Origin of the sequence: Parabacteroides goldsteinii, from assembly GCF_020091425.1 — a bacterium.
GTDB lineage: Bacteria > Bacteroidota > Bacteroidia > Bacteroidales > Tannerellaceae > Parabacteroides > Parabacteroides goldsteinii.
In genome coordinates this window covers 1663544-1678948 of record NZ_CP081906.1, presented here as the reverse complement: position 1 = coordinate 1678948, position 15405 = coordinate 1663544, and the positions used below count along the sequence as shown (strand labels likewise).

Annotated in this window: 15 protein-coding genes; all 15 read right to left on the bottom strand. The window is 42.5% G+C overall.

What is annotated here, in order from left to right; genetic code table 11:
• Nucleotides 1-76: 76 nt before the first annotated feature.
• On the bottom strand, nt 77-376 hold the full coding sequence (locus tag K6V26_RS07860; RefSeq protein WP_224265020.1) for a hypothetical protein: 300 nt from the start codon (nt 374-376) through the stop codon (nt 77-79).
• Nucleotides 377-449: 73 nt separating this feature from the next.
• Nucleotides 450-1688: a hypothetical protein gene (locus K6V26_RS07855; RefSeq protein ID WP_224265019.1), complete on the bottom strand. Its 1239-nt coding sequence runs from the start codon at nt 1686-1688 to the stop codon at nt 450-452.
• On the bottom strand, nt 1615-2640 hold the full coding sequence (locus tag K6V26_RS07850; RefSeq protein ID WP_224265018.1) for a nucleoid-associated protein: 1026 nt from the start codon (nt 2638-2640) through the stop codon (nt 1615-1617). The genes K6V26_RS07855 and K6V26_RS07850 overlap by 74 nt, the downstream gene beginning before the upstream one ends.
• A gap of 588 nt (nt 2641-3228) precedes the next feature.
• Complete coding sequence (locus K6V26_RS07845) at nt 3229-3729, bottom strand: hypothetical protein (RefSeq protein ID WP_224265017.1); 501 nt, start codon at nt 3727-3729, stop codon at nt 3229-3231.
• 108 nt (nt 3730-3837) lie between these two features.
• Nucleotides 3838-4116: an HU family DNA-binding protein gene (locus tag K6V26_RS07840; RefSeq protein WP_128134995.1), complete on the bottom strand. Its 279-nt coding sequence runs from the start codon at nt 4114-4116 to the stop codon at nt 3838-3840.
• Nucleotides 4117-4153: 37 nt separating this feature from the next.
• Nucleotides 4154-7150: a BACON domain-containing protein gene (locus K6V26_RS07835; RefSeq protein ID WP_224265016.1), complete on the bottom strand. Its 2997-nt coding sequence runs from the start codon at nt 7148-7150 to the stop codon at nt 4154-4156.
• Between the two features lie 39 nt (nt 7151-7189).
• Nucleotides 7190-8350 (bottom strand): BF2992 family fimbrillin-A clan protein, encoded by a 1161-nt coding sequence (locus tag K6V26_RS07830; protein WP_224265015.1) that lies wholly within the window; start codon nt 8348-8350, stop codon nt 7190-7192.
• 11 nt (nt 8351-8361) lie between these two features.
• Entirely contained in the window at nt 8362-9474 is a 1113-nt protein-coding gene (locus tag K6V26_RS07825; RefSeq protein ID WP_224265014.1) for a fimbrillin family protein, read from the bottom strand.
• 28 nt (nt 9475-9502) lie between these two features.
• Nucleotides 9503-10801 carry a fimbrillin family protein gene (locus K6V26_RS07820; protein WP_224265013.1) on the bottom strand — a complete coding sequence of 433 codons (1299 nt, stop codon included), beginning with the start codon at nt 10799-10801 and terminating at the stop codon, nt 9503-9505.
• Nucleotides 10802-10850: 49 nt separating this feature from the next.
• Complete coding sequence (locus K6V26_RS07815; RefSeq protein WP_262905180.1) at nt 10851-11495, bottom strand: fimbrillin family protein; 645 nt, start codon at nt 11493-11495, stop codon at nt 10851-10853.
• Nucleotides 11435-11821: a hypothetical protein gene (locus K6V26_RS07810; protein ID WP_224265012.1), complete on the bottom strand. Its 387-nt coding sequence runs from the start codon at nt 11819-11821 to the stop codon at nt 11435-11437. The genes K6V26_RS07815 and K6V26_RS07810 overlap by 61 nt, the downstream gene beginning before the upstream one ends.
• 10 nt (nt 11822-11831) lie before the next feature.
• On the bottom strand, nt 11832-12785 hold the full coding sequence (locus K6V26_RS07805) for a fimbrillin family protein (RefSeq protein ID WP_224265011.1): 954 nt from the start codon (nt 12783-12785) through the stop codon (nt 11832-11834).
• A gap of 48 nt (nt 12786-12833) precedes the next feature.
• On the bottom strand, nt 12834-13772 hold the full coding sequence (locus tag K6V26_RS07800) for a DUF5119 domain-containing protein (protein WP_224265010.1): 939 nt from the start codon (nt 13770-13772) through the stop codon (nt 12834-12836).
• A gap of 4 nt (nt 13773-13776) precedes the next feature.
• Complete coding sequence (locus K6V26_RS07795) at nt 13777-14772, bottom strand: DUF3575 domain-containing protein (RefSeq protein WP_224265009.1); 996 nt, start codon at nt 14770-14772, stop codon at nt 13777-13779.
• Complete coding sequence (locus tag K6V26_RS07790) at nt 14720-15193, bottom strand: hypothetical protein (RefSeq protein ID WP_224265008.1); 474 nt, start codon at nt 15191-15193, stop codon at nt 14720-14722. Before K6V26_RS07790 ends, K6V26_RS07795 begins: the two co-directional genes overlap by 53 nt.
• Between the last annotated feature and the right edge of the window lie 212 nt (nt 15194-15405).

Below are 15405 nucleotides of genomic sequence, written 5' to 3'. Positions count from 1 at the left end.
AATAAAAGACAGATCATCTATACTAAACAAATGACATCCATATATCATAGAAAAAATCACCTCTATTCTTGTCTTTTTATATAATAAAAAGTACAATAGATAAAATACGCTTTATAAATAAAGATAAAAAATCAAAATCCCCATTATAGTCTGACAAAATAGTCACAACAAGGAATAGAATAAATAATGAAATACTCCATAAAATAGAATATTGTTTTTTAAATCCATCAATATAATCAATTTGTTCTTCCAACTCTTCTCCATGTCTAAAAATAGCATCTATTTCTTCATTGATTAATAAATCAGAATACCTCTCTTTTAATATTTTATATCTTTTTGATATATTCTTTTTCTCATTATTTATATCATTTCTCATCCAAATCATATATAAAAATGATATAAAAAAAATCGCATAAGACAAAAGAACAACATCTTTAGAAAATAAACTATTATTTATTGAACTGCCCCCTAACAGATTCATTACTAATGTACTGAAAAAAAAAACTAATACAAGCTAATAAATTATTTTTAAATCCATCCAAGAAATCCTTCTTAGCAATTGAGGATAAATTTATAATAGAATCCAACTCTTGATAAATTTGATTTCTAATAGAGACATATTTATCAAGATTTTCCTTTAGATATGTCTTAAAAGATGATTTTATAGAAAATAATACATTTTCTTGAATATTAATATTGTCATTCAAAATAAATAAACTTAGTATATTCCTTACAATCCCTATTTTATCGGCTTTATTTCCCTCACCCACATATACCCATTTAAAAATTTTATAATATTCCTGTCTTGTTTCTTGAGATATATCAATAGTATTTTCAAGATTTAATACTCCACTTACATTTTTATATCCACACAACTTAAATTTCAAAATATTATTATCTAAAGATGTAATATCAAATAAAGTACATAACGAAAATACAACAGACAAAATATCAAAAGATTTCACAAAAGCATTTTCAACATTAGGTCGTTGAATACAATAAAAATAGATAGGAGAAAAAGGATATAAATCCATTTTACTCCAATAAGCATTATCACGTATTTCTTCTATATAATCTACATATCGAGGCTTACAACTAGTATCATTTGTAAAATAAAACAGATCTGTATTAAAGGCATCAACAGTTTCCGAATGTAAAAAAAACACAACACCTTTTATTAGCTTTGGATTTGCTAGTGCAGATAATCTATCTTTCCATAAGAGTTTATCCCAATATTCACATAACGCCTCAAAATCATATACATTTAAAATTTGTTCTTTTATTTCTTTTCTTATATATATCTTTATTTTAAAAGAATCTATTACTTGCCTATCTTCATCGTCTGTATAATCCAAGTCCTCTAATTTATCATTTATAATTTCTATAAATTCATAAACATCAGATATATTGAAATTTTTATTTAGAGTTTTCTCTGAAATATTACAATACAAAAAATCTATTTGAAAATCATCTTTAATCAAGTCGTTAAATAATAAAATATTCTCACTTTTTACAGAAAAAGTATCTGGAATATTAGATAATATTTCCACATTGTATAAAGATTCTTTTATAAAGAGATCAACTTCATCAATATTTAATATTAATGCTATATTCTTAATCAGATTCATTTCTTCTAAAATATTCGTATCCACTATCTGTTTTAATTTTAATCCATTTTCCTTTATCATCTGTAAATGGAACAACAATGTCTTTTTCCTCCTGGAAAGTCATATCATCTATATGTAACTTCATTTTGGGAGTTAATTGAACATTTCGTTTTACTCTTCTATTTATACTACTTGCAATAATAGTAAATGAAGTATCAAATTTTTTATTATCTGACATTCTATTTACCTTGTCTTTATATTTATCCAAAGATAACCCTTCTGATATTGGAACATAATGTTCCCATACATGAACTAAATATTCTGACAAACTAAATTCCTGATGACTCCTAAAAAAAGTTATAGTACTATCTCGTAATGTTTTATAATCATCCGGACTTTTAGCTCTAATGGGATATATGATTTTCTCTAATAAATGATTTAATACTTTTTCTGTATTTTGGGCATCTGAATTACAGAGAACAACATCCAAGTATCCTTCCCACCAATATCTAGCAGATCTTCCTGAAGGATCATATATATACGCATCTACTAACTGGCCATCTATAACTTCACAATAAAATGATTTATAAGTTTTTTTATTTAGAGGAATACCTCTTCTTGTCTCTAATTCACTTTCATCTAAAAACTTATCATGATCTGTTTTCGTAATAATAAAATAGATCTTTTGATTATGCTCCACTAATATATGAAACAGACTTCCTTTAGGTATTTGTGTTATAGCTCCATATTGTTCTTGGGCATCTCTTTCCTTACGGAGTAATCTTTGTGAACTTATTAATACAGCAGTTTTCTGAGCTTCTATATCAGAGCTACTAATTGCTTTAACTAATTCACCTAAAGTATTGTTATCAGGCGGAATAGCACAAGCTCTCTTATTCTTTCCTTCAAAAATTTCATCAATAATAGATTTCACTATTGGTTCGATATCTTTATAATGGGAATCAATGTCAACGCTAAAGAGCTCATTAAGACTCTGCTCAATATGATGTAAAAATGCCTTCTGTATTTCCATATATGTTTATTCATCAGTAAATAGTCTAACAAATATATTTATATTTTTCTAAAAGAATCAATAAAAACAATTTTTTTTTTATTTTTCAGACTATATTTTTCAAGCGATCTCCTTCAAAAGAAAAATAAAGAGTATTTTTATTATGATACTTCATATCATTCACAAAAAAATAACTCTTTTATAACAAAAAGACTTTCATATTCAAATTTCTTACAAATCTGATCAAATTATTTCCTCGTTTAATTTCCCTCCCACAAAATTCTACCACCACTTTCGTCTTCTTCTTCAACACCTCTCCATAAACAATCTCACTTTTGCAAATCCCGACAAACGTTCCAATCTTACCACAAACCTGAAAACACATCAAGATAGACACCGCTATATGATTTATAAAAGTATACTCAGTCCACTCAACAATCTCAATTAATGCAGCATCCAAAAGATCAAAGCCTTAGCCTCACATTGTCAAACAGTCTATGAAAGTTTGAGCGTATTCAGTGAAATAGATTTCATCGTTTCCCTATTCTTCAACTAATTAGTAAACCAGTCTCCCTTATATCTTTTTGTACAAATTAAATTCCCCTATAATTATACAGTTTTACTAAAAAAAGCAGAAAATTCCCCCACCCTCACCTTCCCCGCCAACACCAGTACCTCTTCGCAAGTAAACCCTCCTTTACTAATATTCCCGGCAAGCGTACCGATCTTGCCGCAAATTAGGAAACAGATAAGAACAGACATTGATAAATGATTTATTGAAGTTTGCGCGGTACGCTCTACTACTTCCGTTAAATGGAGCATCCGGATAAACAAGACGGGAAACCGGAGGGGACAACGGAGACAGGTCATCACTGTTTTTTCAATGATGAAATCAACGTATGACTGCCGATCATGGACGATAACTTGTTCAATAAACTTCTGGTGCTTTTTAGGCAAGGTTGACCATACGGTAAATGCAATTTTATAAATCTTTTCACGTAAACGGTTACGGCCTTCCTTCGACATTTTGTCAAGGCTACGGTTAAATTCGTTCACTTCCGGCACTTTTCCATTTGGGAATAATGCCTCTAATTTGTTCTGTTTCTTCATGATATATCTGATAGGCGTTAATAAATAATTGAGGGAAATCCAAAATAAAAGCAGGGAGACACAAAGTCTATTTTTATATAATCAACACTTGTACCTCCCTTTTGCCCTCTATTTGGATAGGTTCAAATCTCTAAGCAAAAACTTACCAGGTTTAAACTTCACACTCCTACGGGCCGGTATCTTACAGGAAATACCGGTACGAGGGTTGCGGCCTGTACGTTCAGCCTGTTCCCAGGCTTTGAAAGTACCGAAACCCTGAAGTATTATTTCATCCTCTTTTACCCTCTCTGTCAGTATTGCTTGAAAAGTATTGATAAACTTACGGGATTGATTCTGCGAAATACCCATTTTTTCTGCTAATTCGTTTACTAAATCTGCTTTGTTCATAATATGTTTTCTTTACATGTTTAACTATATTCTTTCATCAATAGTTATCCCGGACACAACGAATATAATAGGGATTATTCGTGGTTAAATAATTGAATGTGCCATCGCTTAAGCGCAATAAACAAAATTTACCATTTCCACCATACATTGAGCTACTCCAATAGTAACTGCTGAAGAATGTACCAGAACCTTTAATACCCTCTATATATTCTTTATTCATATACATGGCATGTAACTCTATTTGAGTAGGTAAGCGCCAACCTGTACCATCTTCATCCAATTTGGAACAATAACTCTTCGTATTTATTTGTGCTAAAACACTAGAGTTCTGGCTTTTTTGTACTTGTATAGAATAAGAACCGTTCATTGTAGGCGACTCTGATAAATTAACTGTTACGCCATGAGATTCAGCCATATCTGTTCCACCTGCATCAAAAGGAGGATATAGTTTCCAATTGCCCCCATCTTTAGTCATCTGAGTATAATAACTTCTCAATACTTGCTGATTAATTGTAACAGTAATCTTTGTTAAATCTCCTGCTTGATTAACCTTTACTGTTTTTGAATGATCACCACCGGTTACAGCAATAGTAAATGTTGCAGAGCGGGCACTCCCCCAATTTTCAGTTGCATTAAATGTTAATACTTGCTCCGAACCGTCTGCGATAGAAGAGTCGATCGAGGGAGTGATACCATTTGTTTCGCCAGCCGGACTGACTCTCCAAGGTAGACCGTAGGTTCCCTTTACCTTTACACTACCTGAAGTCACATCCTTTTCTAAAGACAGTTCGGTTTCAGACACCGAAAATGTGGAGCCCGATTGTTTAACTGCCACTTTATTTTCTATATTTCCTGCTTTCACTGTTATATCGCCCGAAATTTCTTTGCTATTGAGATTCACCTCGCTTGTTTTATACCCCAGATTCTGTTCGTTTCCATTCGTTGTTTCCGGAATAGTACCGGTCAGAGTCAGCCAATCAGGCTTGGTAACAGAAAAAGATAATCCCGAAGTTCCTTTAAAAGAGAGTGTTCCGGCAGCGTCCTTTGTTGCAGCCAACGTTGTGGGACTGGCAGATACTGTCAGTGCAGAGGCTTTCTGATTCACCTTTATTGTTCCGGTTGGTCCGCCGATTTCATCCCCGGCACGAACAACTATCTCGCCGCTTCGCGCAGAAGAAGAGGGATTGACAGCGATATTAAAAGTCACATTCTGTGCTTTTCCCGTTGTTTGAGAACCTGAGGTCGCACCAACCAATGTAATCCAGTCACCTTCCGTTACCTTTGCCACCCAGTCCAAGCCGGATGTAGCGACAAACGACGATGTTTGATTATTAGCTGCTTCCGGATTTACTTCCATGCTCGAACCTTCTACCTTGGAACCTGCTTGCTGTACCACTATTTCCTCTTTCAAGCCTGTATAATCTAAATCAGCTATCGATGCACCGGCACTCACTGTTATCTTTCCACTCTGTTCCGAAGCCAAGGGGTTACTGGCTGTCGCTTTTATTTTCAAAGCCTGCTCAGCCCCCGTGGCTTCATCTCCTGAAAAAGCAGGATTATCGTCTGCCCAACTCCACCAATTCTCCCCGCTTAAGGCAGCCAGCCATGGTAAACCTTTTGTAGTAGTAAAGGAAGAAGCCCCTTCCGAACCCTCTGCCGCGCCTAAAGAGATAACATCACTCCCTTTAGACAAGGCGGATCCTTCCTGCGTAATGGTTATCTCCTGATTCTCTCCGTTCACATTTACAGAAAAAGTCACACTCCTGTCTTCGGCTTTCGGATTCGCAGACACCGACTGGAAAGTAACCATAGCAGGCCCGTGATGGCTTACTGTTACCCCAGTTCCGGCAACCACACCTCCTATCATTGCCGACAACCATTCTTCCAAATCGAAAGACCACGCCTGCCCCGGACGGGCGGTGATCTGTACCTCTTTTATCCCCCCCTTCTCCGCCGGCATCTTTCCCGGATCGACCTCTATTGGCGGTATCTCATTTACCGTAATACGTTCATCGGAAATATCTATACCGACCAACGTCACCTTCATTACATAATGGTAGTTACGCTCGATATTGTAATTATTCATTCCATCACCCGGATAAAAACGGAATACAACATTGTTATATGTCACTCCCCCCTGCACAGCCGTACCCGTCAATTCGATATAAGTAGCATTTGTCACCCCCATACCGATCTTCTTCTTTTCTGAGTCGATTGCGTTCCCATCACTGACAATACCCGCCATATTCTCCGGTAGATACCAATACATGGTAGCACCGTCTCTATCCGCTATTCCGGTATAATCTGTATATGTCATACCTACCAACTGGTTTTCAGGTACATCAACCTGCATTTTCTGCGGAACCGAGTTCAATGTCACAGTATTAGGAGTAAAAGTAAACCCCTCTCCGGCGATCGAATAAGTAAACGATATCTTAGCCACCATACGGGATAAATTCACCCTGATATCCTTTACTCCCCCTTCTTGTACTACTCCGCTCCACATCCCTGTCATTCCACACAGATTACTTTGAGGTAATCCGGTTTCGGTCGAAACATATGTCAACAGCAACTTTTTCAAGGCTGTTTCGGTTGCTATCTCTCCCTGGTCACCCATATTAGCAATGAACCACACATGAGATTTTGAACCTTCTCTATCATGTTTCAATTTAATATTAAGTGTATTGCCTGTTAATGAAGAAATATATTTAGCATACAAAAGCTTACCGCCAACATATTGTCCCACCCAGACACTGGCAATCTTACTTTCCTGTGCCTCTTCCAGCGGAGTAACTGCACGAGTACCGATCGAATCCGATTCCATAGTGCCATCGGCAGTAAACAGTATGCTGCGAGTTACCGGTATATGGTTTGCCAGGACATTCAGATTAAAACCGGCATCCACTTCTTTCAGCGTAGGCAAAAGAATATCATCATCCACGTCTGCCTGTGTACAACCGACTATCCAAAGTAAAACCAAACAGCCAAACAGGCGAATCCAATGTTTGTTCCTTATTTCACTCATTTGTTTCATTATATCCTGTTTTATTCTATTGTCATTTTATATCCACAATTATTGACTACCGCCAACTTCCCCATCAGTCCATACAATTTCTTTCCAGCTTGCTACAACAAACGAAGTTCCTATTCCTTCATTGATATCCGGGTCGGGATAGGGTTCGTCCGGAGCTCCTACATTCGCATCTGTAAAGAAGATTGTCTCCTTCCAATCCAGTACTGTCATGAGCAGGGAGCTTTCGTTGTTCTTCACCTCCAGGGTGAAAACATACCGTTTGCCTTCATCGAAAGATATATTTTTATCGATTGTTGCTTTCAACGTCGCCGTTTTATCATCCCTTTGTACTTCGATCTCCACATCAAAAGGTTCCGTATTTTTAGGAAGAAGTATTCCTTTTGTCTTGTTCAAACCCAGATTATCGGTATCAGACTCCACCGGTTCAAATTCTTCCGAAGCAAATACCACTTCTGTTTTATCTCCGGCTTCGCCACCGGTGCATGGAATACCGGTATCTTCACCTACTATAAGAGCTGCACCGGACGAGGATATTTTACTTATGGTCAACCCGGTTGCATACAGTCGGGTGAAAGGGATCACATTCTCTTTGGACGGAGCTACATTAAATACCACTAATGCACATTTACGACTGAAAGTCGCCAAAGTTACCAGACGCGAACTTGCTGATATAGTTACGCCACGGACAAAAGATGTCATTACATCCTCTTTATGAGGAATATCTGTTATCTTATACGTTCCATCAACACTTTTTGCCAGTTTCCTTGCCGGAGAAACAGCATAAAAATCATACACTCCTCCCCTGACAACCATGCCTTCGGCTTTGCCATCGACCGGTTTTCCCGTATCGTCTACCGAACAAAGTGCCAACGAACCGTCAGCCATGACCTTATAGGTAGCTTCAACGGTGGGAGTCGTCGTAGAAAACGGAACGGGAGAAGCCTCTACCCCTATGCTACTCCTGTAATAAGCAACAATCCGTATAGTTGAACCTTCCGGCAACGGAGTCGGAGCCGGCACTTCTGTGTCTTCTGCACGCGTCAGCACAGTGGGTATCCCCAGGTCGGGTTTAACGAATCCGACCTCTACCAACCGGGCTTCCTCCGGTATAATATCTTCTACCATACCGCAGGCACATCCTGTAAGCAGTCCGGCCAACAAGAGTTCCGGCAAAAATAATCGTGTCAACATCCGTTTCATTTTCTCATTTATTATTCGACAGGAACATCCACTGAACCGCCATCGTTCCAACCGGCCACTTTCACATCTGCTATCTCGATCCCTTGCGGCGACATACGGATATTATAGATGTAGTTGTATCCTTTTTCCCAACTGGCGGTAAATGTTCCGGGAACGTCACTGTCGGCTCCCGGAACCATATAAAACGTACGACCGTCATCGAGTGTCAGCTCCAGGGAGATACCTACATCGCTGACAGGAATAACCAGACCAAAAGCCTGTACCGGAACTTCCGACGTTTCTTCTGTTCCGGTTCCTACCACACGCTTATCACCTCCGGCCGTAAATTGCAACTGATCGACAGGCGTTATTGCTCCCGTTGTTTCACCCGTTGCCAGATTCAATTGGGCAGCAACAGACTTTTTGAATCCTCCGTTACTTTTCAATACGATTTTAGCCACCCGGCAACCGGCAAAAGAAGAACCTGCATTAACTTCCAGTACACGGAAACTCACTTTTGCCAATGCATGATTCATCGTCAAAGAAACCTCCGGATGCCAGCGGTCTACCTGATCCGCAGCCGTGCAATAGAGGTAATCCTCCTGGTCGGTTTCCCATTGCACATCCGTTGCTGCATTTACCGTTGCGCTACCGTCAGAAAAGTAGAACTTCTGCTCGTCCAACACCTTTATACCATTCATTAAAAGAGCTTTCGGAATGCCTGCGAGCGAAACACTCTTTTCTGCCGGAGCATAGCCATAAACTGTCCCTTTCTCCGAATACAAAAGAAGCGTTTCCTCTCCTTCTGCCAGTTCCCAGAGAGGAGGACTCCCTGCCGGATTGTATACGAACTGCTGGCTACCGACAGCATTGTTGTATAAAATCTCCGTACCACTACTATTCTGTTTCGTCACGCAAATGCCTATCCCGGTCAGCGGGTTCGGGTTCCTATTCGTTTCCCCGGGGCCGCCCGTCACGACACTTCTCGACTCTACCTCCATCCACATGCCCAGATTCTTCACTCGAAAAGGAACACCCTCTTCCGGCTCGTCGCCACCAGACCCCGGCAAAACGATCTCTGCCTCTGTACACGCAGCACACAGTAACAAAAACACAGTCACTAATCGGTATAAGAATGGTTTCATGGGATTTGTCTTTTTTATTATTAATGTATTACAATGAAATATCCGGTTGTTCGTCTTCCACCCAGTCTTCCACAGTTACATCCATCACTGTCAACTTATTACGGCCGGCAGAGAACGTATAGATGCAGTTGGAACCCGCCGTCCATTCATGAGCCGGCAGAGTAACCGTATATTCGACAGGCGTATTACCACCCTCCTGGAGAGTTATCACTACATCGATTTCATTATCGCCAAAACCAGCTATCGGATAGACGATTGCACTGACTTTTTTAGATACGGCTTGTCCGGTCGTAGTTTTATCTTCGATAAATGCTTTGTCGCTTTGCTCTCCCTCCTTGATCTGCTTCATCAGGACGTAATTCGTAATTGTACGGCTAAGTGCTCCGGTGGTTGAATTATCGCTTATTGCGCCATCTGCCAACGCCATCTTGCCGGTTCCGGTTTTAAAAAGATTGGAGCTGTTTTGATGGTTCTTGATTTCAAACTTCGTAAAATTCACATCATTATCACTCAAGTTACCACCATCGTACACACGGAAAGATACCATCGCCATGGCATGCTTCATGGCCAGGTTGATCAGGTAGCCGGGGTTATTCGCATCGGTATTATTCGGGCCACTCTCCGGATCGAAAGGTATCTGCCCTTTGGCACGGCCGTTGTTTACATTCCGGCCACCCTCCGTCCCATCAAAATACAGGTAGTCTTTTTCGGTTGTCAAAGACAGGCTTACCCCCTTGTTTTTGTTAGCTGACCATGAAGTGGCATTCCAGATTTTATTCGCATTATTTGCCGAAGCATCCATCTCTCCGCTGGCAATAACTGTGATCGGGATTTTAAGATCGGATTCACTGTTTATACTTAGCAGGCTACTCAGTGCATTTACATCATACGGATAATAAGCATATACCTTACCTATCGTTTCTTTCAGATAATAAGGCTTTTCATTCTTGGGGTCATAGCTAAGACCTTTCTCGGTAATCGAAATCCAGTTCTCACCTTTTGCATCTCCCATATACCATACATGAGGGCCGGTATAGCCCGAACTCGATGCATCGGGAGAATACCAGTCAGTTGCATCCGAGTTGGTCACCACTACTCCCAGACCGGGAGCCGTGTTATAATCCGTATAGGTAATCGCACTGCCGCTTACCACCGATTTCGTTGACGCCCTCGTTCCGGCTTCCACCTTCAGGTTCGGGCTGATACCTAGTGCCACCTGGCCGTCACCGCTACCCGGTTCCGGCTCTATTCCTGTCTCTGTTTCCGTACAGCTTACCGCTGTCATCAGGGCTATCAGCATGGCCCACTTTGTCGTGATCGTTTTCATTTTCACTTGTTTTAAAAGTTTTATTTCCTGTTTATTTATTCGTATTTTATCATATCGGCATCTCCCCTTGTTCATCCTCCATCCACGCTTCCACACTGACATGCGTGGTTTGTATGTTGGCGGCTCCGGTAAAAAAGAGCGAGACGATATGGCTTTTGCCGATTTCAAAACCACCCTCTATCCAGACAAAGGCGTTCGAGAGGGTTTCTTTCGGATTGCCGTTGCCGTCTTTCGTTGTCGTGATCCGAAGATGGAGCGGATGATCTGCCGTTCCATTCACCGGGGATGCCGGAAGAAGGAGATAGCCTTGTGCCTCGGGAGGCGATCCGTCGGACGCGACCTGCGGGATTAGCAGACCGGCAATATCCTGCACCGGGAGATTCTTTATATCTTCCGCCACAGATATATCCGCCAGACGGGGCGTTTCCGCTGACAAATCCAGTTCCTGACGGGTATGTACATCTGCCACCTCGATCGTTTGTATCGTTCCCCATGCATCGGCTCGGTCACTGTAACAGACCAAGCGGACCTGAGTCAGCAAATGACGGAACGTACAGGTCGTCACCGGAACATAGCCGTTTCCCACGAGGATTCCCGTTGCCATGATATCCGTCGTTCCGTCTATGCGGAAGGTTACTTTGCCCCCTCCTGCATCGGTTGTCGGCTCCCCCTTCGCCGGATAATAACCGTGCAGGCGGATATGACGGCCATCCGCCGGGTACGACTGCGACTCAGCAAATACGATTGGGCGGTTCCCCCTTCCACCCTGACGCACAGCCTTATGCACAACCCACCGTATGTACCCGTTGAAACCGCCGACTCATCCTGACGGGCAAAGTTCACTTTCAGATCCTGTTCATAGCCCGAGCCGATTACCCCACGCGTCGACGCTCCGATCGAACCTTCCAGGCAAACTACCGTTTCCGGGACCGGAGGCGGTGTAGGATCGCTGTCCGAACAGGCGGCAAGGCCCCAAAGGATGGCGATGGATATGAATGCTGCTACTATGAAGTTGTTCATGACTCTACGATTATTCTCGGGGGGTTACTATTGTACTGCCATTATTACCCGGCTGCCACTCAGCAATGCCGGATTCTACCGCTATTTTACCGTCCTCCGTAAAGGTGAGCGTGATCAGATGCGAATAGCCAGCTTTCACCCCTTCACCGATATTCGAGACTGTGACGTTCAGGGTTTTCGCACTCCCGTCATATATTCCTTTCACTTCCAAAGAGACAGGCAGACTCTCCGTTCCCATATTGGCTGTCGGGTAAAGTAGCAGATAACCGGTTGGCGGAGTTTCGGCATCTAAAGCAGAGATCATAGAAGGACAGTTCTTAACTGTCAGTGTCTGGTCAGTCGTACCCGTGGCCGTTAGTTTAGCTCCATTTGTTTTATCCAGCGATAGCTTCAATCCCGTGGCTACATTTTTTACTTTAATGGAAGCGACCGCCGTCCATTTACCGATCGCACCGGCTGAACCAACACACTTGAACTGCAACTGGGTTAGCAGGTGGCTGAAAGTAAAAGTCTCGAACTTATCGACCAGCGAACCGGTCTGCACACCTGTCACCATGATGTCCTCGTCGCCCGTTATAGTATAAGTGACGCTGGCGGGGTTGGTGGTTCCGCTCAGTTCCTTGCGGGGATAATAACCGATCAGGACAGACTCTCCCTCTTCCGCCAGATAGGTTTGTTCCGGCTCAAAAGTCAGCGCCGTATTACCCGTACCACCTGTACGGACTGCGTCGATAGAGGTCCACGCAGCGCCAACTGTACCGGGATTATCCAAACGGGCAAACGATACTTCCAGATCATTCGTATAACCACCGCCGATCACCGCACGGGTAGCCTCCGCTATTCCGGCATTCACCTCTATTGCTTCAGCCGCTCCATCCGTCACCGGCTCTTCCATGTTGCTACAACCACCTTCCAGGATAGTCGCTCCCAACAGACTCATGATCAATAATTTTCCTGTTTCCATATTTTACCAGTGTTTTATCGTTACTATTACTATCGTTTTCATTTCGTTTCAGGGAGTCACCACACCCGAACCGCCGCTACCCGGTTTCCATTCCTTCAGCGTGATCGTCAAACCGGACATTTCATCATAACGGACTACAAAGTCCAGTATCACATGTGTCGTAACTCCGACGGTGAATGCCTCTTTCACCTCCTCGGTGATATCCGTGGATGAAGTGATTTCCTTTCCGTCTGCCAGTGTCATCGTTAGGATCAGGTCGACCATTTCACCGCTTTCCTCACCCGAAGACAATCCAAACAGGTTCAAGGTAGATGTATAAATGCCAGGTCCGGTCTCTTCCGGCTCGAACGTCATAAAGGCCCGCGTATCGAACAGCGGCTTGCCGGAAGGTATATGAACCCGTGATGAAACACCGGTCAACCTTCCGGACAAAACCGCCGGAACGACATCTCCCTTTTCCCCTCCTGTGACTTTTATATTCATTTCTAATGTACGGACAAGGTTTACCGCAGACAATTCCTTTGCCACAACTTCTCTTCCGTCCACCTCGATCAGGTCTAAACCTGTCCCGTACAAATTACCCGGACAGGCTATCTGCACCGATGAAGATTTCAGGGAAGAAAGCCGCTGCGCTCTTCCGCAAGCTTCCTCATATCCCTTCTCCATTTCAAGCGTGACACCCGTACACCCCCTGTTACAGACAGCCACCCGATAACAACCCGAAGGCAATGTACCTTCATATCCCGAAACGTCCCCCGTACGGATAATCGGACTATCCGAACCTTCCGGATAGAAATACCACGTCATATTCTCCGGGCAACCACTGTCAGGGCGGCGAAGCAGTAAACGTACTTTTCCGTTCTTCTCCCAATCCTCGTCCGTCATACGGTACGCACAGGACAAAACCGCCACAGTCCATACAGCATATATCATCCAACCCACCAGTTGCATTATACTATATTTCTTATTTCTTTTATTCCTCTCCATCTTCTTATCTGATTTGAAAACGGTACGATAAATCTATCCGCAATCCCAACATAAATCCCGTCGAGGCAAAACGGGTTTCCAAATAATTCCGGTCATCCGGTACGTCATAGCGGTATTTCTTCCCGCCGAAAACCGAACGGTAACCGGCACGTACACTCAGCCCCATCCCCAAACCTCCGGTCAGGGAGAAACGATACCCCATCGACAGGCCTGCCGACCAGAAACAGCCTGTCCGACCGTAAAGTATATCCTCAGAGCTATCGATCGCGCTGCCACGTACATCGAAGTCACCATACTCGGCAAACACCCCGGTATGCAGGCCGGTAAACCTTCCCGAAGGGGACAGCCAGACTCTTGATTCAAGGGATATTTCAGAGACAGACCAGCTATCGCGCGTCTTAGCTTTATAGGCAAAGTCGGAATACATGCCCGACAAAGCCAGTGACCAGCGACCGGCAAAGCTGCACTCCACTTCCAGATTAGGCATGAATGCACCTGTTTCTATTTTCGTCTCACCCGTTCCCAGACGGATTGAAGGAACTACGCCAAACCAGGGAAGAAGGTTTGTTTTTACGGCCAGATATACAGGATTGTGTTCGATCGGTGTTGCATTCTTTTTGACAGCGGGAGCAACAGGAGTTATCCCCTCAGGGGTTGCAGTTTCATCCGTTCTCTCTTTATGCTTTGTGACCACCCGTACCACTTCCTTTGTTGTAACGGTCGTTGCCAGATTGACAGCCGGGAGCTCTACTCTCTCGTTACGACGAATCGTATCCGTCACCGATGCCAGCCGGTAATCTTCCAGTTCCGTACGGTCGAAAAGAGGATCGTCGATACGATAGACTTCGCGGTCGTAACCACCAGCTTCTCCACGACGGTACAAATCAACATAAGGGATTGCACCGTACTCACCGATAGCTGCCTTTACGGCTATCGGATAACGGCTCTCACTGTAAATGGATCGAGATATTGGCAAACCACGGAAGCGGACGGTATACATTATATATATGTATCTGATCGCGATAGCTGCCGCTACGGTCGATGTAAAAAGCGACACAGTCATGAGGGATATCGAAACGGGTTTTCAGATAGGCACGAATACGACTGGCACGCAGCGAGGCTTCGTTCACCACCGCATCCTCTTCATAGCCATAAGCATCCACATGTGAAACGATCAAGAGGTGGTTATCTCCTTTCAGCAGACGGTTGCGGGAGGCATCCAGAAGTTGCCCCATACGCTCTAATTGGTAAGCGTTATCGCCATAATCAGCCAGGAACAGGTCGCTGTTCTCTTTGAAAGAGAATAAAAAAGATTCCGCCTTATGATAGGTCGTTGTCTGCGCAGTCACTTCCCGCCAAACCAGGCTGAAAAATAACAACAGGCAAAACGCTTTTCTTTGTGATCCTTTTATCCTATACATAATATTATATCAATACCAGTCTTTGATTTTCCGATTTACTTCTAAGGTGCCCCCTTATTTATATAATAAGGGGAAAAGATAAAAAGCACCTCGGTTTTAAGGGGGATTTAATGAGTTTTGCCCCTGGGATATTTTAGATTGATGTCTTATTTCAATATTTTGTGGAGTAAAAACATGTAAAAATGATAACAGTTTTTTTCAAACGGATATTA

Bases quoted from the DNA above. Each gene is read 5' to 3' on its own strand.
- K6V26_RS07860 (WP_224265020.1), bottom strand. From the start codon at position 376: ATGAGAAATGATATAAATAATGAGAAAAAGAATATATCAAAAAGATAT.
- K6V26_RS07855 (WP_224265019.1), bottom strand. From the start codon at position 1,688: ATGATAAAGGAAAATGGATTAAAATTAAAACAGATAGTGGATACGAAT.
- K6V26_RS07850 (WP_224265018.1), bottom strand. From the start codon at position 2,640: ATGGAAATACAGAAGGCATTTTTACATCATATTGAGCAGAGTCTTAAT.
- K6V26_RS07845 (WP_224265017.1), bottom strand. From the start codon at position 3,729: ATGAAGAAACAGAACAAATTAGAGGCATTATTCCCAAATGGAAAAGTG.
- K6V26_RS07840 (WP_128134995.1), bottom strand. From the start codon at position 4,116: ATGAACAAAGCAGATTTAGTAAACGAATTAGCAGAAAAAATGGGTATT.
- K6V26_RS07835 (WP_224265016.1), bottom strand. From the start codon at position 7,150: ATGAAACAAATGAGTGAAATAAGGAACAAACATTGGATTCGCCTGTTT.
- K6V26_RS07830 (WP_224265015.1), bottom strand. From the start codon at position 8,350: ATGAAACGGATGTTGACACGATTATTTTTGCCGGAACTCTTGTTGGCC.
- K6V26_RS07825 (WP_224265014.1), bottom strand. From the start codon at position 9,474: ATGAAACCATTCTTATACCGATTAGTGACTGTGTTTTTGTTACTGTGT.
- K6V26_RS07820 (WP_224265013.1), bottom strand. From the start codon at position 10,801: ATGAAAACGATCACGACAAAGTGGGCCATGCTGATAGCCCTGATGACA.
- K6V26_RS07810 (WP_224265012.1), bottom strand. From the start codon at position 11,821: ATGAACAACTTCATAGTAGCAGCATTCATATCCATCGCCATCCTTTGG.
- K6V26_RS07805 (WP_224265011.1), bottom strand. From the start codon at position 12,785: ATGGAAACAGGAAAATTATTGATCATGAGTCTGTTGGGAGCGACTATC.
- K6V26_RS07800 (WP_224265010.1), bottom strand. From the start codon at position 13,772: ATGGAGAGGAATAAAAGAAATAAGAAATATAGTATAATGCAACTGGTG.
- K6V26_RS07795 (WP_224265009.1), bottom strand. From the start codon at position 14,772: ATGTATACCGTCCGCTTCCGTGGTTTGCCAATATCTCGATCCATTTAC.
- K6V26_RS07790 (WP_224265008.1), bottom strand. From the start codon at position 15,193: ATGTATAGGATAAAAGGATCACAAAGAAAAGCGTTTTGCCTGTTGTTA.